Below are 23,641 nucleotides of genomic sequence, written 5' to 3'. Positions count from 1 at the left end.
TTCATATGGTAGGATAGAGAGAGTCAATTTAGGATAAGGATGAAACAAATGAAAAAAATCTCATTAAAACAAACATTTGCAGAACAAGTGAAAAAGGGATATCCGCTTATTTCAAAAGATGCTGTGTCGCGTGTGAACGGTGTACAGGAAGGCGAGCTCATTGAATGGGTAGATGAAAGAGGCTCTTTTTTAGGGAAAGGATATTATGGTGTGCAAAATAAAGGCATCGGTTGGGTGCTTTCCTTTGACGCTAACGAAAAAATAGATCAGGCCTTTTTTGTTTCTAAACTTGAACAGGCATCCAAAAGCAGAACGCATCTATTTCGTGATGCACAGACGACGGCTTTCCGTGTGTTCAATGGGGAAGGGGATGGAATTGGTGGGATCACGATTGATTATTATGATGGATTCTATCTCATCCAATGGTATAGCGAAGGTGTTTATACATTAAAAGAAGATGTATTGGCTGCGATTGAGCAGGTGTACCCTGACTATAAAGGTATTTATGAAAAGAAGCGATTTGATACGTCTGGACAATATATCGAAGATGACGATTTTGTAAAAGGGGAGAAAGGTGAATTTCCTCTTATCGTCAAAGAAAATGGGATGAACGTGGCGGTTTATCTAAATGATGGTGCGATGACAGGTATTTTCCTTGATCAGCGTCATGTGCGAAAAGCAATTCGAGATCGCTATGCAAAAGGAAAGACCGTCCTTAATACGTTCTCTTATACCGGCGCTTTCTCTGTAGCAGCAGCGCTTGGCGGGGCAAGCCGTACGACAAGTGTAGATGTTGCAAACCGCAGTTTGAAAAAAACATCTGAGCAGTTTGAAGTGAATGGCATTGATGTAGACGGGCAGGATATCAAAGTCATGGATGTCTTTAAATATTTCCCGTTTGCGGCGAAAAAAGGCTGGAGCTATGATGTCGTGATCTTGGACCCACCTTCCTTTGCACGAACGAAGAAACACACATTCAGTGCAGCGAAGGATTATAAGAAACTATTAAAAGAAGCCATCCAGATCACAGCTGAGAACGGCGTCATTGTGGCGTCAACCAATAGCAGTGCATTTGGGATGAAAAAGTTTAAAGGATTTATTGCGCAGGCCTTTAAAGAATCTGGGAAAACGTATCGTATTCTTGAGGAATATACACTTCCTGAGGACTTCCGTACAACGAAAAATTATCCTGAGGGGAACTATTTAAAGGTTGTCTTCATCCAAGCATAAGAAAAAGCCATTTTCCGATAAGGGGAAATGGCTTTTTCTATAAGGCAAACGACATCAGGATAGGCGCTGCACATAATGTAATAATGGCCGAAATGATCATGGACACACTTGAGATCGTGCCTGAGACCGAGCTCAGTTCAAAGGCCTTCGATGTGCCTGCACCATGTGCTCCTGTACCAAGCAGAACGCCCATTGCAATGTCATTATCAATACGGAAATAACGGATAACCAATGGCCCAATGATTGAGCCAAATAATGCTGTTAAAATGACGAAGACAGCCGTAACGGACGGCATCCCGCCAATCATTTCAGACACACTCATCGCAACGGGTGTTGTGACGGATCTTGGGACGAGGCTCTCGATCAGACTCGTGTCCAAATGAAACAATTTGGCGATAAACGCTGTTGATAAAATTGCAACGATAGAACCGCAAGCCACATTCAAAATAATTTCTACTGCATGCTTCTTCAGAATGTGAAAATACTTATATAAAGGAATGGCAAATGCCACAGTGGCAGGTTGAAGCATATTTGTCAGCCATTTTCCGCCTTGATTGTAAGCATCGTAAGGAATGTTCACGATTAACAGCAAGACCACAAGAACAACTGGTGTCACAAGTAAAGGGGAGACATAGACTTTCGGGTGACGTTTATAAACTGCTTTTGATCCGAGATAGATCAGAATGGTTAGGATCAAGAATAGTCCGCCAACTAACATAGCTTTTTTCGCTCCTTTCTTTTCGCAATCATCTGCGTCATCATGCCAGTCGAGAGCATGACCACAAAGGTACTAAGTAAAACCACAAGGACAATACTTGTGCCAGATTGAGAAAGCAATGTTCCGTAATCAATCACACCTACTGCTGAAGGGATAAAGAAGAGTAGCAGTTCTCCGAGCAACCATACGGCGCCAAGTTCAATCCATTTTAATTTAATGATGTTAAAATGAAGTAATAAGAAAATGACAAGAATGCCTAAGATCGTGCCCGGAATTCTTAAATGCAAAAAGGCCGCCAGCACATTCATCAATTTCGCAAAAGCAAATAAAGCCATAATCTGAAGGGTAGCAATCAGCGACGTTTTGAGCAATTGCACTTTCTGTTCACTCCTTTTTCTATATAAATTGTTCACTGTTTCACAAAAACAACACAACGTTCTAATCGGTGAGCTTACTTTAAAGTGTACAGCACGTTCTGTTATAGGTAAAATACATATATCGAATAGTTAGTATTCCTTTTGTCTATAGAAAGGGTGAACCATGTGGACATCAGACATTTAACATATTTCTTAGAAGTGGCACGGTTAAAGAGTTTTACGAAAGCATCACAATCGCTCTATGTGTCGCAGCCGACCATTTCCAAGATGGTCAAAAACCTGGAGGATGAGCTGGGGGTGCAGTTGTTTTACCGTAATGGCAGACAGGTTGAAATGACAGATGCTGGACAAACCATGTATACACAGGCGAGTGAAATCACACAATCCTTTCAGAATTTAACGAGTGAATTAAATGATTTAATGAATGTGAAAAAAGGACATATCCGAATAGGACTGCCGCCCATGATTGGATCAAGCTTTTTCCCAAATGTGATGGGGGAATTCCGCCAGCAGTATCCAGATGTCACCTTTCAATTGGTGGAGCACGGCTCCATTAAAGTAGAGGAAGGGGTAGAGGATGGATCATTAGATATTGGTGTCATTGTTCTGCCTGCAAATGATAAAATTTTTCATACATACACCATCATTAAAGAGAATATGAAGCTTGTCACCCATCCATCACATCCGATGGCAGGACGTGATGAGGTTCATTTGGCTGATTTAAAGGAAGAGTCTTTTATTTTCTTTCGAGAAGATTTCGTTCTGCACAGCCGAATCTTAAATGAATGTATGAATGCGGGATTCAGGCCGAACGTTATTTATGAAACGTCACAATGGGATTTCATCAGTGAAATGGTTGCTGAGAACCTTGGAATCGGGCTTCTGCCTGAACGGATTTGCCGTGATCTAGATCCTGATAAAGTGAGGATCATATCCTTAAATCCGTCTATTCCGTGGCATTTGGGTGTCATTTGGCGAAAGGACCGCTACTTGTCCTTTGCTGCAAGAGAATGGTTAAAGCATACAAAATCCTATGTGTGGGATGCAGAGTAAAAGGGAGGACGATACAGATGAAATTAAGCTGCGTGTCTCATCTTTTGGAAAAGGTTCGAGCGGAAAATCCGCTTGTCCATAATATCACCAACCAAGTTGTGACGAACTTTACAGCGAATGGACTGCTCGCTTTAGGTGCTTCTCCAGTCATGGCAAATGCCAAAGAAGAAGTGGCAGAAATGGCGCAATTAGCGGATGCACTTGTGCTGAATATCGGCACACTAACAAAGGATACAGTGGAGGCAATGGTCATTGCTGGACAAGCGGCCAATGAAAAAGGTGTACCGGTTCTATTGGATCCTGTTGGTGTTGGTGCGACAATGTTTCGGACGAGTGCGGCGAAACAGCTGTTACAGCAAGTGGACATCACTGTTGTCAGAGGGAATGCTGCTGAAATAGCTCATTTAATTGGAGTGAATGGCTGGCAGTCAAAAGGGGTTGATGCAAAAGGGGCAAATGGAGATGTATCGTCTTTAGCAAAGCAGGCGGCAAAAGCCCTTCAAACCGTTGTGGCGATTACGGGAAAAGTGGATGTCGTGTCAGATGGAGAAGAGGTTCTATCTATTCATAATGGACACGAATGGTTAACCAAGGTGACAGGGACTGGCTGTTTACTCACCTCTGTCATAGGGGCATTTTGTGCAACAGGGGAACGGCCCATTCATACGTCGGCATCAGCTCTGCTGTTTTATGGTGTCGCTGCAGAAAAGGCAGCTCAGCAGACAGAAGAGAAAGGGCCAGGCACCTTTCAAATCGAATTGTTAAACGCGCTATCCAATACAAATGGTCAAGATGTGATCACGTTAGGGAAAATAGGGGGAGTTTTGCATGACGAAGGTTGATCAGCAGCTAATCAAACAGCAATTATCGGTTTATTTTATTATGGGAACAGCGAATACAAGCCGGCATCCGCTTGATGTGGTGAAAGAGGCCATTCAAGGCGGGATCACGATGTTTCAGTTTCGTGAAAAGGGTGAAGGTGCTCTGCAAGGTGAAGAAAAGAAAAAAATCGCTGAGCAGATTCAAGCACTTTGCCAAGAAGCGAATATTCCCTTTATCGTAAATGATGATGTACAGCTTGCAATAGATCTTGATGCAGATGGTGTCCATGTTGGGCAGGAAGATACACTTGCACAAGATGTACGGCAAAGAATCGGTAATAAAATATTAGGCGTGTCCACGCACAATCTAGATGAAGTGAGGCAAGCGATGAAGGACGGGGCAGACTACGTAGGGATGGGTCCAGTCTATCCTACAGAAACAAAAAAGGATGCACGCAGTGTCCAAGGTGTTTCTTTAATCAACGAAGTACGTCAACACGGTCTTCACATTCCTATTGTGGGCATCGGCGGGATCACGTATGAAAATGCGGCACCAGTCATCCAAGCGGGAGCCGATGGCATTAGCATCATCAGCGCCATTAGCCAAAGCGCTGATCCGAAAAAAGCTGCGGAAGAACTAACATCTCTTGTCGAGTCAGAGAAAGCAGCTCTTTCATCTGTAAAAGACATGGATTGACTCATCCATGTCTTTTCTTATCTGCGTGAAAAATAGACATTAGAGATACAATTGTGTACAATCTAATTGTTCGATTGTTTTCGAAATGACAGGTAAATAAAGGAGAATGAATGATGGAAGTGCTCGATACGTATTTTCGCCGATATGATGAAGCGGGAAAAGGGCAAGAGCAAATGAACGAATTGCTGGCATTGTTTTCAGATGATGTCATGATTGTCTTAAATGGTGCTGAAAAGCCTGGCATCCAAGCGTTCACACAGTTTTTGAACACATTTTTCCACGTACATGAAGACATTAAGCATATGTGGGATGGCTGGGTGAAACGTGAAGATGGGAAGTATGAAACAAACTGGGCTGTTTGCGGAAAGTTAACAGACGGTCGTGTATATACAGCAGAAGGCATTGATATTGCGGAGCTGGATGATCAAGGAAAGATCGTTTATTTAGAAAATGTCCCGAAAAACCCAGAGTTATTCCAGCAATATTAAGAAGCCGGCAGAGCGGATATTATCCCCTCTAATTAGGCAGTATGAGATAATAAGCAAGCATGAGGCTTGCTTATTATTAGATTTATTTATCCGTAAATAGCTTATCAATCAAACTTATAGCAACAAAACAAAATGGAAATGCAATGAAAATGTACAGAACATTTTTAGGTACAAACATATTGTAATAATAGAAAAATACACTCATAAATAAAATCATCACTGCATACTTGATCATACTCTTCACAACATTCCTCCTAATATATATCTACCAACCATTATTAGCGCGCTTATCCCTCTTATCTAACTGTATAGCAATTTGAGTTCACACACTGGTAGCTTAGACTTCTTTTATTTGTCTAACGAATAAGCGTCAATCGCTTCTTTAGCAGATGTTTCGTGATCAAAAAGAAGATATCGGCTGTACACTTCGCTTAAATGCAGGGGACCTTCGTCTAAGTTTTCAACTAGCTCAAAGATATCTAGTACGGCTACTAGTTTTGTGGTTGTTTGTCCATAATCTCCATTTTCAAATGTCTCATCTGGAAAATGGTCTTTGACGATTTGTTTCACTTTTCGATTGTTTTTTGCTCTCACTAAAATGATTCGTTCCTCAAAGATTTTATCCGGTCTCACCTTTGGTGAGGAACTAGATTCAAATAATAATTTTGCTGAGTACAATTTATGCATATGTTTCACTTCTTCCTTGTGGGGTGACTTTCCCAGTATATGTTTAAAATGATAACATAGGAATAACAAGAGAATTGAAGTCTATGGGGGTAATAGGGTTGAAAAGAATCATTGATAACAGAGGAGAAGTTCATGAAGTTCTGCTGATCATCATCACATGCTGTTCGTTGATCACGTTGAGGAAATGTGACAAGTTAGAAAGATATAAAGAGAGATTAAAAGGCCAATTTATCCCATATTGAGTACAGTTTTGAAATAGCAAGAACACTGAAAAAGCCGGCAGAGCAGCCGGCTTTTTCGCATCAATCTGTATCCATATGCATACCTGTGTGTGCTTTTACTTGAATTTCAGTAAAGGTGTCTTCATCTGCTTTTTCAGAGGAGAAAATGGTGCCTAAGTAAGCCGCAAGGAATCCGAGCGGGATCGAGATAATCCCAGGGTTCGATAGTGGGATAAGCGGCTCTCCTGTGAAAATGGCTGCCCCTGATGGGTCCCAGACGCTTGGGCTGAGTGACACGATCAGGAGTGCGCTCAGAAGACCTGTTAAGCTTCCTGCGATAGCACCTGTTGAGTTAAATCGTTTCCAAAAGACAGTGAAGATAATCAACGGTAAATTCGCACTTGCTGCCACTGCGAAGGCAAGTGACACAAGAAAAGCAACGTTTAAAGATTGCGCAAATAATGCAAGAATGATGGAAAGGATGGCCACGCCGATGGAAGCAAAGCGTGCCGCCTTCACCTGTTCCCGTTCACTCGCTTTCCCTTTGCGGATAATCTGGCTATAAAAATCATGGGCAAAGGCAGACGCGGCGGATAAAACAAGACCGGTCACCACTGCTAAAATGGTCGCAAAGGCAATAGCGGAAACAAAGGCAAATAATAAATCTCCTCCAAGCGCTTGGGCGAGTAGTGGAGCGGCCATGTTTCCTGCTGCATCGGCTGCCGTAATTGCATCTGTTCCGACAAAAGCAGCGGCACCGAAGCCGAGGAAAACCGTCATTAAATAAAAAATCCCGATAATCCACGTAGCGGATAGAACAGATTTACGCGCAGAAATGGCATCCTTTACTGTATAAAAACGGATCAAAATGTGCGGCAAACCTGCTGTTCCTAGCACAAGGGCAAGGTTCAGAGACAGGGTCTCTAAAGGCACATCATATTTATTTCCCGGGTGAAGAAAAGCTTCACCAAGCGGGGTCGCTGTTTTCATCTGCTCAAACATCTTCAGCAGGCTAAAATCAAACTTGGCAAACACAAGCAGCGAAATAATCAGCGTGCCCAGCATGAGAAGCACAGCTTTCGTGATCTGTACCCAGCTGGTTGCGATCATGCCGCCAAACACGACATAAATAGTCATCAAGACACCTACGATCAGCACCGCAATCCAGTAATCAATGCCAAGAAGCAGCTTAATTAATGCACCTGCCCCAACAAGCTGTGCAATCATATAAAAAGTTGAGACTGTGATTGTGTTAAATGCGGCTACCCCTCGAATGGCAGGACGCTTAAATCGTGCAGCAATCATATCAGCCATCGTATATTTTCCTAGATTTCGAAGCGGTTCAGCCACGACATAAAGGACGACAAGATACGCTACAAGAAAGCCAATACTATAGAAAAAGCCGTCAAATCCATTTAAGGCGATCATGCCGGCTATCCCTAAAAATGAAGCAGCAGACATATAGTCCCCGGCGATGGCAAGGCCATTTTGAAATCCAGTCAGTCCGCCGCCTGCGGTGTAAAAATCACTCGCATTGCTTGTTTTTTTCGCAGCAAAATACGTGATGACCAATGTGAGACCTACGATCGCTATGAATAAAATAAAAGCGGTCATACTCATTCGTCATCACCTCTAGATTCAGTTTTTAAAGCGCTTACATATTTGTCGAACTGAGCTGCTTTTTTTGCATAAAGCCCACATAAAACCCATGTCATCACAAATTGCGTGAGGGCAAATAACCAAGCCCACGTGATCGCTCCAATTGCTGGCGTGTTCAAAAAGGTGAAGTAGGATGTAGCAACCGGAAGTGAAAAGTAAAAGAGAAAAAAGAAAATCGTCATCGGTACGATAAATCTGCGCTTTTCCTCAAGAAGTTTTCGAAAATCCTTTGAAGCGGCAACCTTCTTATAATGAACGTTTTTGTCTGCCATTGTTTCCTCCTTTGTACGAATTAGGGACAAGGTACTCCAATGCATATGAGTCGATCTGGTTGTTTATGACAGTATATCATAAAAAAGGCACCCGAAAAGGGTGCTTTCTACCGATAATGCGCAAGAAATGTTTGTCTTGCTTTTTCATATGCTTCTGCATCAAAATGATCTCCGCATTTGTGAATACACCAGGGCTCCACTTGCCTTGCAATCCCAACCTCATATCCCTGCTGTGCAAACTCAAAAGATTGTGACACATCATAAAAATGAAAGCCGTCTAAAAGATCCTCACGCCACTTGATATCATATTGTGTTGCCATAAAAAGACCGTCAATAGCAGAAGCTTTGATATAACCTTGGGGCTCTGTCTGTGGATGACCAGTTTCAAACGTCAGCAGCTGATAGGTGTCGTGCCGATATTCAATGACTTTCCCTCTGCAATCATGGCTCTCCCACCAGATTCCATTGTCTGGCACACTTTCTGCACCTATTACCCCAAGCATGCCAAGTGACGGATTTTGCAAGAAAAGTGGAATCAGCTCGAGAAGCATATGCTGTTTGACGATGAGTGTATCTTGATGAAGATAAATTTTAAACTGTGCAGGATGAGTGAGAGCTTCATTGTATGCAGAGGTCATACTTGATGCATGTCTAATGGGCAAAACCTCTACATGATACCCGTGCGGAGCAGGAAGTGAAGCGAGCTGCCGGAAGCAAGCTTGAAACATCGACTCATCATTTACACATAAAACAAATAAGATGGTGGGGCTACTCATTGAGTTGAACCGCCTCAACCACGTATTGATAGGCTGTCGCAGCCTCGTTAAAATCAAAACGGATGCCATGTTTTACGAGTAATTCATGTAGATCATTCATGACGCCCGTATAGGAAGGGTGTTGTACACGAATGGTTTCAAGCTCACGAACATGAAACCCGGCTGACTGAAAGAGGGCATGAATTTCGTGAAGGGTAAAGAAGCGTAAATGTGTTTGATCCATTAACCCTGCATCTGTATAAGTAAATCTCCCGGCTAGTAATTCTAAAACCGTTGAAATATGACCAATATTCGGAATGGAAGACAAGATGGCCCCTTCCCTTTTTAGAAAGGGTTTGACCTTTTTTAAAACGGCCCAAGGGTCCAATAAATGTTCAAGAACATCTCCGAAAATGATGCAGTCAAATTGTTCATGCTGATAAGGCAGCGCCATCTGTTCAATATTGCCGCATAAAACATGATCCAGCGCTTTCTCAGCCTGCTTTGCCGCATCTTCAAAAGATTCAATTCCATATATGGTACGGTCTTGCTGTTTTAGGACTTTGCCAAGCTGGCCTGTGCCGCATCCGATATCCAAGATAGACGTCCATTCCTTGCGAATACGATGGACAATCACAGGGTTCACACCGTGATAATATTGATCCTTCTTTTGATGATAATAAGATAGGGAATCTGAACTCACGCGCCACCCACCTTTCTTCTTTTTGTGTCTTATGCTTAATATATGGGTGGGGAGCTTGGTTTTATAACGAAAATGGGCAATTTTCATGAATGACAGCTAAAAAGGGGTCATATAAAGAACAGGGAACGGACTGTCCTCCTAAAAATAGAAAGACAGAACCCCATTGAGTGGAAGGGATTGGTATGATGAGGTGTTCAATTATTGTAGCGTATCGTCATGAAAGGATGTTTAAAAGGTCAATTGACAGGTTAGAACTTTAGCCAAAGCAATCTGAAAGACAAAGGATAACGGCGTTGATTACGGTTTGTTTATCATCTTCTGATCACCGTTGGATGTTAAAAAAGCTTGTATTTCCTCGATGCCTAGTCCAATTTTTTTCGCTTCTTGAATCAAATAAACCCACTCTTCGTCAACTCTTCTTTTCACTTGCGTATCCATAATATCCTCCAGTTCAATAAGACATATTCATCTGCAACCAATGACTTGAACAAACCGTCTAGTAACTGTACGTGTATGTGAATGGAGTACAAAAATAGATTTTTGTCGAAAAATGATGACATTTAACCTATTTTGTAAAATCTATCACCTACCACGTCCCTAAAAAAATGACTAAAAAACCCATAAATATTGAATTCTTACTTCTCATAATAAACAATTGTAAAGTCAGTTAAAAGATTATAAATTAAAATAATGATAAAGACCTAAATCATTTGACTCATATAAACCAATAAGGTTGACATATGCCATCAGCGTGAACAAATTTCATCTTTACAGGACGCACATATTGTTCGTTTGGGAAGTTCTTCTTAAGATGGTATTCTAAAAGAAACAGAATTCACCAAGAAGGAATGAAGAAAGACATGTATAGCCTTTTTCAAAAGTATCAAGAAGTTGTCATGTATCTGATCATGGGTGTGTGTACAACCATTGTCAACATAGTCAGCTTCTATTTATTCGTTGAGATGTTTTCTATGGATTACAAAACAGCAACGGTTGTTTCATGGGTATTTGCTGTGCTCTTTGCTTATATAACCAATAAGAAGTATGTCTTCAAGCAAAAGGCTCGTGACACAAAAAGCCTGATGCGTGAGCTTTCTTCATTTTTTAGTGTCCGTCTCATGTCTCTAGGTGTAGATCTGGGGCTGATGATTTTATTTGTGAGCCAAATGGCGCTCAACGAAACCGTCGCAAAAATTCTTGTTAACTTTGTGATTGTCGTGGTCAATTATGTCGCCAGTAAATGGTTCGTCTTCAAGAAAACAAAAGAAGATGCGATTTAACACATGAAAAAGATAGGTGATGTGAAATGAGCAACAGGCCAGACGAATTATATGATGCCATATATCAACAAACAGAAAAGCAGCATGAACAAGTGTTGAGGCTAGTCAAGGAAATGACCGCACATCCAGAAGCATTTTCTGAACAAGAAAAGGAAAAGATCAACCGGATGGACATTGCGCTTCAAACAGCAACGGACATTTTAGAAAATTTAATGACCCCTGATACGCAAATGACCATTGTTTTAAGACAAGGGAGAATTCGTGTTGACCTAACGAAAGCGTAAAAGAAGCAGCCAATTGAAAAGCGGCTGCTTTTTATTATGCATCGCTTGTTTCCCGGAGTTGCTTTGGAGACATGCCGATTTTCTTTCGAAAGACTTTATTCAAGTAATTCGCATTTCGGTAGCCGCACTGTGTGGCGATTTCTTCAATCGAGTATTTCGTTGTTTTCAGTAACGTTTCCGCCTTTTCTAAACGAATATTGGTTAAATAATGAATCGGTGTGAAGCCAGTTGCCTTTTTGAATTCCCTCGTAAAATGACTTTTGGATAAACGTGCCGCAGCTGCCATATCGTCAGGCCCAATCTCCTCGTGAAAATGGTGGCTTGCAAATAAGGCCGCTTGGACGATGGGCTCAGGCCATTTCTCCATTTGTCCCTCAAGCTTTGGCAAATATGAATACAGTTCCATGACAAATTGATAAGCAAGGCTAGACCCCTCAAATGGATTGGTAATCCGTCTTTCACTGGCTTCATCATAAATCTTCTTTAGCAGGCGGATCGGTTTGGAATTCGGATGAAAACGCATGACCTGCTTTCCTTGATCGATAAATTGATCAAAGCAAAGGTCACAGGCTTCCCCATAAAGTGTTAAATAGAGAAATTCCCAATGTTCACTGTCTTCTGGAAAATAGTATTGATAAGCACTGGGGCTTTTCACCAGAAAGGCCTGTCCAGGCAATACTTTGAATCGTTTCTGTCCGATTTCAATCATGCCGTGTCCAGACAGTGTGAGCTGAAAGATGCACTTGCCCTGATCCTTCCGCTCTACGCCATTCCAGCTGTATAACGAAGATGATTGAACTTCCCAGCCAACAGACCAGATTTGGGCCGGCAATGTCACATCAGAATGGTGAAAACGAAATGCAAATGCTTCTTTCTTCAAATTGGAAACCCTCCTTCACAGCAAAAAACAACCTTTTTCTATTTTGAATCATGGTACACCTCATATCACATCGTACCATTCACAGCAAAAAAAGGGTATTTTTTAACGATTTTTTTACCATTGAACTTCAGCTGACGGGGCAACTAAAATAAGATTATCAGAAGAGAAAAGGGGAATGGATATGATCGACACATTACGAGCAGCATTTCACCAGCAATTTGGAGATCAGGAAGAACTCCGCTATTTTTTCGCCCCAGGCAGAGTCAATCTGATTGGTGAACACACAGATTATAATGGGGGCCATGTCTTTCCATGTGCACTCACCCTTGGTACATATGCTGCGGGAGCAAGACGATCAGATGGACGCGTCAGAATGTATTCCTTGAATTTTGAAGAAGAAGGTGTGAAAGAGTTCGACCTTTTTGAAATCGCTTTCTCAGAATCGGACGGCTGGGCGAACTATCCGAAGGGAGTATTCCAACAGTTTATCGAAGCAGGCATGGATGTGAAAGAAGGCTTTGATATTGTGTATGCCGGCAATATCCCAAATGGCGCAGGCCTGTCATCCTCTGCCTCTATTGAGCTCGTCACGGCTGTCTTGATCAATGAATGGTCGTCATTCGGTGTAACGCAAATCGACCTAGCCCTTCTTGCGCAGCGTGCTGAAAATGAGTTTATTGGCGTGAACTGCGGCATTATGGATCAATTTTCAATTAGTCTTGGAAAAGAAGGTCACGCTATTTTGCTCAATTGTGACACGCTTTCCTTTGAATACAGCCCATTTCGGCAAGAGGGTCTGGCACTTGTCATTGCCAATACAAATAAAAAACGAACACTTGCAGATTCCAAATACAATGAACGCCGTTCAGAATGTCAATCTGCTTTAAACGATCTTAGAAAAGAACGAGATATTGCGCATTTATGTGAGCTCACGGTGGATGAATTCGCTAAGCATGAACATTTGATACAAGATGAAACGTGTAGAAGACGTGCAAGACATGCCATTACGGAAAATGAGAGGACCATGAAAGCAGTAAATTTTCTGAAAGATGATAAAATGGAAGAACTAGGTGCACTCATGAAGGCATCTCACCTTTCTTTAAAGAATGATTATGAAGTCACTGGGCTTGAGCTAGATGCACTGGCTGAAGCCGCATGGCAACATCCAGGGGCGATTGGTTCTCGTATGACAGGTGCTGGCTTTGGGGGCTGTACCGTCAGCATTGTGAAAGAAGAGCTGCTGGACTCATTTATAGAAGAAACAGGTGCGATTTATCAAGAAAAAACAGGCATTCAAGCCTCTTTTTACACAGCTGGAATTGGAGGCGGCGCTAGAGAATTAACGAAGGAGGACATTTGATGGCAATTTTAGTATGTGGAGGAGCAGGTTTTATTGGCAGTCATGCGGTAGCGGCTCTTTTGGCTAAAGGAGAACAAGTGGTGATTGTGGATAATTTGCAGACAGGTCATAAAGAGGCAGTCGTAAAGGGTGCCGTATTAGAAGAGGGAGATTTAAGGGATCACGCTTTTTTAAGACGTGTTTTTCAAACACATGACATTGAAGCGGTCATGCACTTTGCGGCAGATTCACTTGTTGGAGAAAGTGTAACAGACCCGCTGAAGTACTATGACAACAACGTCGGAGGGGCAACGGCTTTACTTCAGGTGATGAATGAATTTGATGTGAAACGTATTGTATTCTCTTCAACTGCTGCGACATATGGTGAACCAAAGCGTGTACCGATCGTTGAAACGGATGAGACGAACCCAACAAATCCTTATGGGGAAACAAAGCTCGCGATTGAAAAAATGTTGAAGTGGTCTGAGCAGGCATATGGTATCGAATACGTTGTGCTTCGCTATTTTAATGTAGCCGGTGCTCATACAGAAGGGATTGTCGGTGAAGATCATCAGCCAGAAACGCATTTAATCCCAATTATTCTGCAAGTGGCATTAGGAAAACGTGATCAAATCATGATTTACGGTGATGATTATGAAACAGAGGATGGCACATGTATTAGAGACTACATTCATGTCATGGATTTAGTAGAGGCGCACATTCTGGCGGTTGAGCGTCTGCGTGAAGGAAAAGGAAGCGCGACGTACAACTTAGGGAACGGCACAGGCTTCTCTGTGAAGCAGGTCGTAGAAGCCGCAAGAGAAGTGACAGGTCATGCCATTCCAGCACAGGTGGCAGAAAGACGTGCGGGTGATCCAGCTAAGCTGATTGCTTCATCAGAAAAAGCGCTGAAAGAACTAGGATGGAAGCCGCAATATGCAGATCTCCACACCATCATTCAAAGTGCATGGGATTGGTTTCAGAAACATCCAGATGGCTATCAAAGTGAGTAACGTGTAGCAGGCAGGGGAGGAGACAAAGGGAATGGCGATTGATATTTTTGAAAAGCTAGAACAGCTGATTCAATATGGGGTTAATAAAGAGCTGATCTCACCACTAGATATGGATTATACAAGGAACCGGCTGCTAGAGGTGCTTGGTCTCGATGATGCTGAGGCAAGAACAGTCTCAGGAGACAGCGACCTTGAAGACATCTTAATGCCAATGCTCGATTGGGCAGTTGAAACAGGTCTTATTCCTGACGGGACAGATACGTATCGTGATTTATTAGATGCCAAAATCATGGGCTGCTTGGTGGCGCCTCCGAGTGTCATCTATGCGAAGTTTGAAGAGAAACGCAAGCATTACGGACCAAAGGCAGCGACAAGCTGGTTTTATGAAATGCAGCAGCATGCCCACTATATTCATACAGGCAGAATCGCCAAAAATGTGCAGTGGTTTACACCGACAGAAGATGGTGAGCTTGAGATCACGATTAATCTATCGAAACCGGAAAAGGACCCAAAAGCGATCGCTGAAGCCAAAAAGCTTAGTCAAAAGCAATATCCTCTTTGTCTCCTTTGTAAAGAAAACGTTGGGTTTGGGGGACGCATCAATCATCCAGCAAGACAGAATCACCGGATTATTCCGGTGACACTTACAAATGAGTCGTGGTTTATGCAATTCTCGCCGTATGTGTATTACAACGAACATTGTATTGTGTTCAAGGGCGAGCATGAACCAATGCAGATATCTAAAAAGACCTTCGAGCGTCTGCTTTCCTTCATATCTATATATCCGCACTATTTCATAGGATCAAATGCTGATCTTCCCATTGTTGGAGGCAGCATATTAAGTCATGACCACTTTCAAGGTGGTGCTCATGAATTTCCGATGGCGAAAGCAAAGATGGAAGAAGTGTTTTCTCTCGAAAAGTTTCCGAGGGTGAAGGCGGGTATTGTGAAATGGCCGATGTCAGTGATCAGGCTTCAAAGTAGCGACCAGCAGACGCTTGCGGAGGCAGCGGATTTTATATTACATGAGTGGAAAATGTATTCAGATCCAGAAGCGGGGCTGTTCTCTCATACAGGAGAGACCCCGCACAATACCATTACACCAATTGCACGCCGTCAAGGGGATGAGTACGAATTAGATCTCGTGCTACGAAATAACCGTACAGACAAGCAGCACCCCGACGGAATCTTCCACCCGCACAAAGAAGTTCATCATATTAAAAAAGAGAATATCGGATTAATTGAGGTTATGGGTCTCGCCGTCCTTCCTGGAAGATTAGCAGAGGAATTAAGCCAGCTAAAAGCGGCGCTGCTATCCAAACACCCTCTTGAAGAAATCAAAGCCTGCCCGTCTATCATGAAGCACGAGTCATGGGCAGCGCGTTTGATCGAAGAGAATACCTTTACGAAGGACAACGTAGAAGCCATTTTACAAAAAGAAATCGGCCTCATTTTTTCCCGTATACTCGCGCAGGCGGGTGTGTTTAAAAGAACAGAGCAAGGGAAAACAGCATTTAAACGTTTCATTCAAACACTCCATACAGGCAGGTGATGAGTTGATGATTGAACAGGTAAGAACTTTAATGGAAGAAAAACAACTCGACGGTGTTCTGATTCAAAAGCGGAATAACTTTTCTTGGCTTACAGGAGGAAGAAGAAACCACATTGTGTTAAATACGCCAGAGGGCGTTTGTCAGCTCCTTGTGTTGAAAGACGATATTGTTCTAGTTGTGAATCAAATGGAAGAAAAACGAATCATTGAAGAAGAAATGGCGTATTTTGACCATCCCTTTCAAGTCGTCACAATGGATTGGTTTGAGGATGAGACTCCTTACATTCAAACACTCATAAAAGACAAACGAATTGGTGCGGACATTCAAATGGAAGGAGTGGAATGGATCGAACCCGATTTGTCTCGTGTTCGATCGATCCTTTCAGCGCCACAGCTCAGCCAATATGAAACCCTTTGTCATGAAACAGCTGTTATTGTAGAAAGTGTCTGTCGAGAAATCGTTCCAGGACAGACGGAGCATGAAATTGCTTCGCTTGTTGCTCAAAGAGCGATCGGGCAGGGGATGACGATAGAAGTGCTGCTTGTGGCAACAGATGACCGGATTCATCAATATCGCCATCCGATCCCAACAGAAAAAGCACTTCAAAAGCATGCACTGGTTGTCCTTTGTGCTGAACGGCATGGACTCGTGGCAAATGTCACAAGATCCGTTTACTTTGGACAGCTACCAAAGGAGCTTGAAGAAAACAAGGAAAGGCTTGCGCGAATCGACACGGTCATGAATGCGGCTACTCGTCCAGGGAACACCATTGGAGATGTATTGAAGGCCGGCATTGCTCAATATGAAAAAGAAGGATTTCCTGATAGCTGGAAAAAGCTTCACCAAGGAGGCAAGACTGGATTTGTGTCTAGAGAGATCATTGCAGTTCCTACATCGGTGGAAGAGATCCAGCTTCATCAAGTATTCACTTGGAATCCTTCCTTACCAGGATTGAAATCAGAAGATACGATGGTCGTCGAGAAAGAAGGAAATCGCTTTTTAACCTATACAGGCAAGTGGACGTATATAGACATAGAACATGAAGGAAGCATCTATAGACGACCAGACATTTTGGTGAGAGACGAATAATGAGAAGCCGGCGATGAGCCGGTTTTTTGCTGGAAGTCTTTAGTGAGTTTCCACTCATTTATCACCATTACCAATCATTACAGCGCATAGGCGGAGGATCGATACTTTCTTTTCTTGTCGACTTGCGTTAAAATGAGTAAGGTTTTTGTTAAATATGGGGATACCTATTTCAGAATTGTTTACCTAGATAAAATTTCATAAAGTTAAATTGAAATTTGACCAAACTTTTTTATTGTGGTAAACCTAAATTTGACAAAGTTCTTGATTGTATGTCCTTTGCCTTCAACTCTCAACTTTTCAAAATCCTAGAAATTTATTGTGTGTGCAATAATATAAATTTATGGCGAATTTATGACATTTCAATAGAAATCTGTTGAAAAATAAATGAACTTTTGAAAAAAGGGGAGCTAACTCCAACAGATTTTGATAGCATTACAAAGGGAAGAAAAGTTTTCGAAGGCAGATGGCTTTTCACAATTATTCAGCAATTTATACATTATTTAAGGAAGGATGGTGATCTTCTTGTTCAGAGCCATTAAACCTATGCTTTTATTAGCGATGCTCGTGAGTGTTTTTGTATTAGGAGGTTGCAGCAATATCGCTGTTTTAGATCCTAAAGGACCAGTCGCAGCACAACAAAAAGACTTAATCCTATTATCTATTGGATTCATGCTCTTTATCGTTGGTGCGGTATTTGTACTGTTTACCATCATTTTGGTTAAATACCGTGAGCGTAAGGACGTTGGAAACGCCTCTTATAACCCAGAACTACACGGGAATACGCTTCTAGAAGTTGTCTGGACAGTGATCCCAATATTAATCGTTGCTGCCCTTTCAGTTCCAACTGTAAAAACCATTTACTCATTGGAAGAGGCGCCTCAAGCAACAAGTCATAAAGATCCACTTGTCGTTTATGCTACAGCAGTTGATTGGAAATGGATCTTCAGCTATCCAGAGGAAAATATTGAAACAGTGAACTACTTAAACATTCCAAAAGATCAGCCGGTTTTATTCAAAATCACTTCCGCTGATACAATGGCATCACTATGGATTCCTCAGCTAGGCGGGGAGAAGTATGCGATGGCTGGAATGGAAATGGAACAATATCTTCAAGCTGATGAAGTAGGCACATATGAAGGAAGAAACGCCAACTTCACAGGCGAAGGCTTTGCTCAGCAAAAATTCAAAGTCAATGCGATGACGCAGTCTGACTATGATAAATGGGTAAATAAAACGAAAAAAGAAGCACCGAAGTTAACGAAGAAAACGTATGACTACTTGATGCTTCCTGATGCTGCAGATGTGCAGACATTCTCATCAACACATTTATCTTTTGCGAAGCACGGAGAGGATTCTGAATATGCACTCCAAGCACGCAAACGTTTAGGTTACCAATCAGTTTCTCCGCATTCCAAGACAGATCCTTTCGAGAATGTGAAGAACTATAAAAGAAAACTAGAAAACGAATAAACTGACTAAGGAAAGGAGGAGGCCGTTATGCATTTAAAATGGGATGAGTTTTTTGTAACTGGAGACCCATTAATTCTTGGTGCGCAAATTTCTATCGCTCTTACTTCCATTGCTATTGTGTTTGTTTTAACCTACTTCAAAAAGTGGAAATGGCTCTGGAAAGAATGGCTGACATCAGTTGATCATAAAAAGCTTGGAATCATGTATATCCTTGCTGCTGTGATTATGTTCTTCCGCGGTGGGGTAGACGGACTGATGATGCGCGCGCAGCTGGCGCTTCCTAATAATACGTTTTTAGATTCAAACCACTATAATGAAATTTTCACAACGCATGGTACAATCATGATTTTATTCATGGCGATGCCATTCTTAATTGGTTTAATCAACGTCGTGGTTCCTCTTCAAATTGGTGCACGTGACGTTGCATTCCCGTATTTGAACAACTTGAGCTTCTGGACATTTATGGTCGGAGCAATGCTGTTCAACATTTCCTTCGTTATTGGAGGATCACCAAGTGCAGGCTGGACGAGTTACATGCCGCTCGCCGGAAATGATTTCTCACCAGGACCTGGACAGAACTACTACTTGCTCGGGCTCCAAATTGCAGGTATTGGTACACTAATGACAGGTATTAACTTCATGGTGACCATCTTAAAAATGCGTACAAAAGGTATGACGCTTATGCGTATGCCGATGTTTACATGGACAACATTGATCACGTCTGTCATTATCGTTTTCGCATTCCCTGTTTTAACAGTTGCTTTAGCACTTATGACATTCGATCGTTTATTCGGTTCAGCATTCTTTACACTCGAAGCGGGCGGTATGCCAATGCTTTGGGCGAACCTTTTCTGGATTTGGGGACATCCTGAGGTATATATCGTTATCCTGCCGGCTTTCGGTATTTTCTCAGAAATCTTTGCGACGTTCTCAAGAAAGCAGTTGTTTGGTTACAAAGCGATGGTTGTATCGATTGTGGCAATCTCTGTTCTTAGTTTCCTTGTGTGGGTTCACCACTTCTTTACAATGGGGAACAGTGCAGCGGTTAACTCATTCTTCTCGATTACAACAATGGCGATTTCTGTACCAACAGGTGTGAAAATCTTTAACTGGCTCTTTACAATGTATCGAGGCCGTATCAGTTTTACATCCCCAATGCTTTGGGCACTTGGTTTCATCCCGAACTTCGTAATCGGTGGTGTGACTGGGGTTATGCTTGCGATGGCAGCTGCGGATTACCAGTACCATAACACGTACTTCTTAGTATCCCACTTCCACTATGTATTAATCGCAGGTACTGTATTTGCTTGTTTTGCAGGTCTTGTTTTCTGGTATCCGAAAATGTTTGGTTACAAGTTAAACGAACGAATCGGCAAATGGTTCTTCTGGGTATTCATGATCGGATTTAACATCTGTTTCTTCCCGCAGTACTTCTTAGGACTGCAAGGAATGCCAAGACGTATTTATACGTATGGACCAGAAGATGGCTGGACTGCACTAAACTTTATTTCAACAATTGGTGCATTCATGATGGGTATCGGATTCATCATCCTTTGCTATAACATTTACTACAGCTGGAGACACGCGAAACGTGAAGTGTCTGGAGACAGCTGGGGAGAAGGACGTACGCTTGACTGGGCGACATCTTCTGCAATTCCGCCGCATTATAACTTTGCAGCACTTCCAGAAGTGACGTCACCAGATGCATTCCATCATTGGAAGCAAAACAATGTAGACGTTCATCCTGAAAAAGAATTCAAGAAAATTCACATGCCGCACAATTCAGGCAGACCGCTTATCATGTCTGCATTCTTCGGACTTGGTGCATTCGGTCTTGTATTTGAATGGTACTGGATTGGCGTTATCGGCTTAATCGGTGTATTCGCAACAATGATTTTACGTTCATTTGAATATGACGATGGCTACTATATTCCTGTTGAAGAAGTGATTGAAACAGAGAAAAAGAATAAGGAGGCGCAGAAGTAATGGGACATAATGATAGCAGCTATGCAAATGCACCGCTTGAATATCAGTCTGAAACAGGACGTTTAAACATCCTTGGTTTCTGGATATTCCTTGGCGCGGAAATCGTGTTATTCTCAACACTTTTTGCGACCTACTTTGTTCTTCATGGCAGAACAGCTGGCGGCGTTTTGCCAGCTGAGCTATTTGATATGAAGCTTGTATTGATCATGACATTCCTGCTATTGGTGAGTTCATTTACATGCGGGATTGCCGTTCATGAAATGCGCCGTGGAAGTACAAAAGGGGTTGTCATTTGGACGATTCTGACACTGCTTCTAGGTGCAGGCTTCGTTGGTTTTGAGATTTTCGAATTCTTCCATTATGTACATGAGGGTGCGAGCATCCATACAAGTGCATACTGGTCTGCATTCTTTGTTCTTTTAGGAACTCACGGATTACACGTATCCATCGGTATCTTCTGGATTACGGGCGTCTTGTTCCAAATTAAAAAACGTGGATTAACACCACAAACAGCAGCGAAGATCTTTATCTCAAGTCTATACTGGCATTTCCTTGATGTTGTATGGATTTTCATCTTCACAGCTGTGTACTTGATCGGATTAGGGGGGCTTTTGTGATATGGCTGGAAAAACACATTCCTCAGCAGAGCACGAACACTTCCCTTGGAAACACGTAGTCGGCTTCATTCTCTCCATTGTGCTAACCATCTTAGCATTCTGGATTGCCATCGGAGCTGAAATTGGCAGTTCTGCGAAACTATGGATTATCTTTGGTTTTGCCTTCATTCAAGCATTCTTGCAGCTGTTCATGTTCATGCACATGACAGAGAGTGAGAACGGGACTGTTCAAGTCGGAAATACTTTGTTTGGTCTGTTCTGTGCGATCATTTTCGTCATCGGGTCTGTTTGGATCTTCGCGGCTCACTACAGCCACGGAGAGAACAGCAAAGACGGTTATTCACCATCTGCGCCAAAGCAGTCTGAGCATTCAGAGAAATAATAAAAAACCACTCATCTTTCATAGATGAGTGGTTTTTATGCTGATTGTGATAACGCTTCCAATTGATGATGCAATATCTATCTGCTACTGAATCTTTTGCGAATGAATGGAAGTCCATAGATGAGGAAAGCTGCAATATGAGCCAGAATCACGTTAATGGCAAAGAATGCGATCATGAAGGTATGTCCTGCTGGAGATAAACTGCTTGTCATGTAAAGACCGAAGAAAATCCACATAATCATGATGGGTGGAATAGATGCTAATGCAATCTTTCTGTTTTCCAACCATAAAAACAGGGGTGTAGCTGTTGCAATACATAGGTACGCAAAGAACATATCCATCGTATCCAACTCCTTTGTAAGTTGATGTCCAAATTCAAATGAGAGGTCAGGATGCAATTGTGTCTGTTTTTAGGAGATATTGTGAACATTTTGTTACAAATATTATACCACAATTGACTTTGAAGTAAACTCAATAATTGGAAAATGGGCCTTATTCCGCAGAATTTGTTTTTTTTCTTATACCTCAGTTAAGCTTATGCTGGCAAGATGTTCACCTTTCATATCGCCACATAAGTCATTGAATTTTCCCCTTAAAATCTGTAAAATAATCTTTTTAAAGGACTTATGATCGGTTGTCATGATAGAGTAGAAAGGAATTTTTTCCTATTGTTAGGATGAAAAGTATTTCATTTTTTGAAAATAGAATGGAACCTTTCAGGTGTCACTTCCGTCATATTTAAGGTGAGTTGCTTTTGTGAAAATTTCAATCTAATATAAATAAGGGCTTTTATGTTTTGTAATAAGGGTGGTTAGTTCATGAACAAGCAGAATACATCTCCTTACTATCAGGGAGATTTGATTTTTATATTTTTAGCCTTCTTTGCCATCAGTGTCATCGCTATTTATGCTGCGGGACAGTTTGGGCAATATGGATCTAATGCATGGACCAGACAGATCATTTACTACATGGTCGGGGTCATATGTATTGTGGCTATTAATTACTTCGATCTGGAACAATTAGAAAAGTTGAGCTTATATATTTTTATAGGCGGCATTATGCTCTTAATTCTTTTGAAAATTGCTCCTGCACAAATTGCAGGTCATGATTTTGCTCCAATTAAAAATGGTGCAAAAAGTTGGTTTGTGTTACCTGGAATTGGAACATTTCAGCCTTCAGAGTTCATGAAAATTGGTTTGATTATGATGCTCGCCTCTGTCATTGGGAAGGCAACCCCAAGAGGAAAACGAACATTAGAAGATGATATTTTCCTACTATTAAAAATTGCCGGCGTGGCTGCTGTACCAGTCGGACTCATCTTTTTGCAAGATGCAGGTACGGCTGCGGTATGTATGTTTATTGTCGTTGTCATGGTCTTTTTATCAGGGGTCAACTGGAAATTGATCTCTCTCATCGGTTCAGTGGTTGTGCTCTTAGTTGCCGCTGTGTTAGCCGTGATTATTCTATTCCCTGATTTCGCACAAAAGATCGGGATTCAGCAGTATCAGATCAACCGGATTACCGCTTGGCTGCCTGATAGTTCTTCGACAGCCAACCAAGCCCAGACACAGGATGCATCTGGATCTGATAAATATCAAGTCGAGCAGGCCATTATGGCAATTGGGGCAGGACAAATATTCGGGAACGGTGTTAAAAACTTAAAAGTTTATGTTCCAGAAGCACAGACAGATATGATTTTCTCTATCATAGGGGAAGCCTTTGGTTTTGTCGGCTGCGCATTTGTGGTGATCATGTTCTTCTTCCTGATTTACAGGCTTGTTGTGTTGATTGACCGTATCCATCCTTATAGCCGGTTTGCGTCATTTTTCTGTGTAGGATATACAGCATTGATTGTCATCCATACATTCCAGAACATTGGCATGAACATAGGCGTCATGCCTGTAACGGGGATACCACTCTTATTCATCAGCTTCGGGGGAAGCTCTGTTTTATCAGTTCTTATTGGATTTGGTATCGCCTATAATGCAAGTGTTCAGTTAACGAAATATCAAAGTTATTTATTTAAATAAAACGGGTAAAGGGCAGTCTAAGCGTAGGCTGCCTTTT

The 23,641-nt window shown here is 42.0% G+C and carries 26 protein-coding genes; 16 read left to right on the top strand and 10 right to left on the bottom strand.

The genetic code is table 11. The features are described 5' to 3' along the window. The first annotated feature begins 48 nt into the window (after nt 1-48). Entirely contained in the window at nt 49-1,230 is a 1,182-nt protein-coding gene (locus ACTJJD_RS15535; RefSeq protein WP_019743483.1) for a class I SAM-dependent rRNA methyltransferase, read from the top strand. Between the two features lie 37 nt (nt 1,231-1,267). On the opposite strand, the gene ACTJJD_RS15530 is transcribed toward ACTJJD_RS15535, so the two are convergent. Together ACTJJD_RS15530 and ACTJJD_RS15525 are read right to left on the bottom strand one after the other, a co-directional pair. Next, on the bottom strand, nt 1,268-1,948 hold the full coding sequence (locus ACTJJD_RS15530; protein WP_007497850.1) for a CidB/LrgB family autolysis modulator: 681 nt from the start codon (nt 1,946-1,948) through the stop codon (nt 1,268-1,270). After that, entirely contained in the window at nt 1,942-2,325 is a 384-nt protein-coding gene (locus ACTJJD_RS15525; RefSeq protein ID WP_008345527.1) for a CidA/LrgA family holin-like protein, read from the bottom strand. The genes ACTJJD_RS15530 and ACTJJD_RS15525 overlap by 7 nt, the downstream gene beginning before the upstream one ends. A 165-nt stretch (nt 2,326-2,490) precedes the next feature. Here ACTJJD_RS15525 and cidR point away from each other — a divergent pair, with 165 nt between their 5' ends. The 4 genes from cidR to ACTJJD_RS15505 all read left to right on the top strand — a co-directional run bounded on the left by cidR (nt 2,491) and on the right by ACTJJD_RS15505 (nt 5,384). Continuing rightward, nucleotides 2,491-3,378, top strand: a complete 888-nt coding sequence (gene cidR / locus ACTJJD_RS15520; protein WP_008345526.1) for a cidABC operon transcriptional activator CidR — start codon at nt 2,491-2,493, stop codon at nt 3,376-3,378. Nucleotides 3,379-3,395: 17 nt separating this feature from the next. After that, nucleotides 3,396-4,220 carry a hydroxyethylthiazole kinase gene (gene thiM / locus ACTJJD_RS15515; RefSeq protein ID WP_440600161.1) on the top strand — a complete coding sequence of 275 codons (825 nt, stop codon included), beginning with the start codon at nt 3,396-3,398 and terminating at the stop codon, nt 4,218-4,220. Continuing rightward, the gene (thiE, locus tag ACTJJD_RS15510) at nt 4,207-4,896 is read left to right on the top strand and encodes a thiamine phosphate synthase (RefSeq protein ID WP_277687504.1); all 690 of its coding nucleotides are present in this window, start codon (nt 4,207-4,209) and stop codon (nt 4,894-4,896) included. Before thiM ends, thiE begins: the two co-directional genes overlap by 14 nt. Nucleotides 4,897-5,009: 113 nt before the next feature. Beyond that, entirely contained in the window at nt 5,010-5,384 is a 375-nt protein-coding gene (locus ACTJJD_RS15505) for a nuclear transport factor 2 family protein (protein WP_440608615.1), read from the top strand. Between the two features lie 348 nt (nt 5,385-5,732). On the opposite strand, the gene ACTJJD_RS15500 is transcribed toward ACTJJD_RS15505, so the two are convergent. From ACTJJD_RS15500 to ACTJJD_RS15475, 6 genes are all read right to left on the bottom strand, one after another. Then, a complete protein-coding gene (locus tag ACTJJD_RS15500; protein WP_060781543.1) occupies nt 5,733-6,071 on the bottom strand; it encodes a DUF4288 domain-containing protein in 339 nt (112 codons plus the stop codon). Nucleotides 6,072-6,373: 302 nt separating this feature from the next. Next, nucleotides 6,374-7,912 (bottom strand): solute symporter family protein, encoded by a 1,539-nt coding sequence (locus tag ACTJJD_RS15495; RefSeq protein WP_007497838.1) that lies wholly within the window; start codon nt 7,910-7,912, stop codon nt 6,374-6,376. Beyond that, nucleotides 7,909-8,223: a DUF485 domain-containing protein gene (locus tag ACTJJD_RS15490; protein WP_025208191.1), complete on the bottom strand. Its 315-nt coding sequence runs from the start codon at nt 8,221-8,223 to the stop codon at nt 7,909-7,911. The genes ACTJJD_RS15495 and ACTJJD_RS15490 overlap by 4 nt, the downstream gene beginning before the upstream one ends. A 107-nt stretch (nt 8,224-8,330) precedes the next feature. Then, nucleotides 8,331-8,999 carry a glycosyltransferase family protein gene (locus tag ACTJJD_RS15485; RefSeq protein ID WP_144739662.1) on the bottom strand — a complete coding sequence of 223 codons (669 nt, stop codon included), beginning with the start codon at nt 8,997-8,999 and terminating at the stop codon, nt 8,331-8,333. Next, nucleotides 8,992-9,681, bottom strand: coding sequence for a class I SAM-dependent methyltransferase (locus ACTJJD_RS15480; RefSeq protein WP_024719497.1), 690 nt, complete (start codon nt 9,679-9,681; stop codon nt 8,992-8,994). Before ACTJJD_RS15480 ends, ACTJJD_RS15485 begins: the two co-directional genes overlap by 8 nt. Before the next feature lie 297 nt (nt 9,682-9,978). After that, nucleotides 9,979-10,119 carry an anti-repressor SinI family protein gene (locus ACTJJD_RS15475; RefSeq protein WP_008345506.1) on the bottom strand — a complete coding sequence of 47 codons (141 nt, stop codon included), beginning with the start codon at nt 10,117-10,119 and terminating at the stop codon, nt 9,979-9,981. 458 nt (nt 10,120-10,577) lie between these two features. On the opposite strand from ACTJJD_RS15475, the gene ACTJJD_RS15470 reads away from it, so the two are divergent. After that, entirely contained in the window at nt 10,578-10,961 is a 384-nt protein-coding gene (locus tag ACTJJD_RS15470) for a GtrA family protein (protein ID WP_024719496.1), read from the top strand. Nucleotides 10,962-10,987: 26 nt separating this feature from the next. Further along, the gene (locus ACTJJD_RS15465) at nt 10,988-11,245 is read left to right on the top strand and encodes a hypothetical protein (protein ID WP_144739660.1); all 258 of its coding nucleotides are present in this window, start codon (nt 10,988-10,990) and stop codon (nt 11,243-11,245) included. A gap of 34 nt (nt 11,246-11,279) precedes the next feature. Here ACTJJD_RS15465 and ACTJJD_RS15460 read toward each other — a convergent pair whose 3' ends face one another. Next, on the bottom strand, nt 11,280-12,125 hold the full coding sequence (locus ACTJJD_RS15460) for an AraC family transcriptional regulator (protein WP_008345501.1): 846 nt from the start codon (nt 12,123-12,125) through the stop codon (nt 11,280-11,282). Nucleotides 12,126-12,306: 181 nt separating this feature from the next. Here ACTJJD_RS15460 and ACTJJD_RS15455 point away from each other — a divergent pair, with 181 nt between their 5' ends. The 8 genes from ACTJJD_RS15455 to qoxD all read left to right on the top strand — a co-directional run bounded on the left by ACTJJD_RS15455 (nt 12,307) and on the right by qoxD (nt 21,574). Then, nucleotides 12,307-13,485 carry a galactokinase gene (locus tag ACTJJD_RS15455; protein WP_024719495.1) on the top strand — a complete coding sequence of 393 codons (1,179 nt, stop codon included), beginning with the start codon at nt 12,307-12,309 and terminating at the stop codon, nt 13,483-13,485. Further along, nucleotides 13,485-14,477, top strand: a complete 993-nt coding sequence (gene galE / locus ACTJJD_RS15450) for a UDP-glucose 4-epimerase GalE (RefSeq protein ID WP_024719494.1) — start codon at nt 13,485-13,487, stop codon at nt 14,475-14,477. Before ACTJJD_RS15455 ends, galE begins: the two co-directional genes overlap by 1 nt. Before the next feature lie 31 nt (nt 14,478-14,508). Further along, complete coding sequence (gene galT / locus ACTJJD_RS15445; RefSeq protein ID WP_440600162.1) at nt 14,509-16,029, top strand: UDP-glucose--hexose-1-phosphate uridylyltransferase; 1,521 nt, start codon at nt 14,509-14,511, stop codon at nt 16,027-16,029. A 7-nt stretch (nt 16,030-16,036) separates the two neighbouring features. Continuing rightward, on the top strand, nt 16,037-17,119 hold the full coding sequence (locus ACTJJD_RS15440) for a M24 family metallopeptidase (protein ID WP_440600163.1): 1,083 nt from the start codon (nt 16,037-16,039) through the stop codon (nt 17,117-17,119). A 513-nt stretch (nt 17,120-17,632) separates the two neighbouring features. Beyond that, complete coding sequence (qoxA, locus tag ACTJJD_RS15435; RefSeq protein WP_089374137.1) at nt 17,633-18,589, top strand: cytochrome aa3 quinol oxidase subunit II; 957 nt, start codon at nt 17,633-17,635, stop codon at nt 18,587-18,589. 27 nt (nt 18,590-18,616) lie between these two features. Continuing rightward, on the top strand, nt 18,617-20,575 hold the full coding sequence (gene qoxB / locus ACTJJD_RS15430; RefSeq protein ID WP_008345496.1) for a cytochrome aa3 quinol oxidase subunit I: 1,959 nt from the start codon (nt 18,617-18,619) through the stop codon (nt 20,573-20,575). Next, on the top strand, nt 20,575-21,192 hold the full coding sequence (gene qoxC, locus ACTJJD_RS15425) for a cytochrome aa3 quinol oxidase subunit III (protein WP_007497820.1): 618 nt from the start codon (nt 20,575-20,577) through the stop codon (nt 21,190-21,192). The genes qoxB and qoxC overlap by 1 nt, the downstream gene beginning before the upstream one ends. Nucleotide 21,193: 1 nt before the next feature. Continuing rightward, nucleotides 21,194-21,574 (top strand): cytochrome aa3 quinol oxidase subunit IV, encoded by a 381-nt coding sequence (qoxD, locus tag ACTJJD_RS15420; protein WP_007497818.1) that lies wholly within the window; start codon nt 21,194-21,196, stop codon nt 21,572-21,574. A gap of 77 nt (nt 21,575-21,651) precedes the next feature. On the opposite strand, the gene ACTJJD_RS15415 is transcribed toward qoxD, so the two are convergent. Beyond that, the gene (locus ACTJJD_RS15415) at nt 21,652-21,915 is read right to left on the bottom strand and encodes a spore morphogenesis/germination protein YwcE (RefSeq protein WP_008345491.1); all 264 of its coding nucleotides are present in this window, start codon (nt 21,913-21,915) and stop codon (nt 21,652-21,654) included. Between the two features lie 477 nt (nt 21,916-22,392). On the opposite strand from ACTJJD_RS15415, the gene ACTJJD_RS15410 reads away from it, so the two are divergent. Further along, nucleotides 22,393-23,604, top strand: a complete 1,212-nt coding sequence (locus ACTJJD_RS15410) for an FtsW/RodA/SpoVE family cell cycle protein (protein ID WP_008345489.1) — start codon at nt 22,393-22,395, stop codon at nt 23,602-23,604. The last annotated feature ends 37 nt before the right edge of the window (nt 23,605-23,641 follow it).

Origin of the sequence: Bacillus sp. 22446 (assembly GCF_052044955.1) — a bacterium.
GTDB lineage: Bacteria > Bacillota > Bacilli > Bacillales > Bacillaceae > Bacillus > Bacillus altitudinis.
The sequence above is the reverse complement of the archived record's forward strand: the minus strand, read 5'-3'. Positions and strand labels throughout refer to the sequence as shown.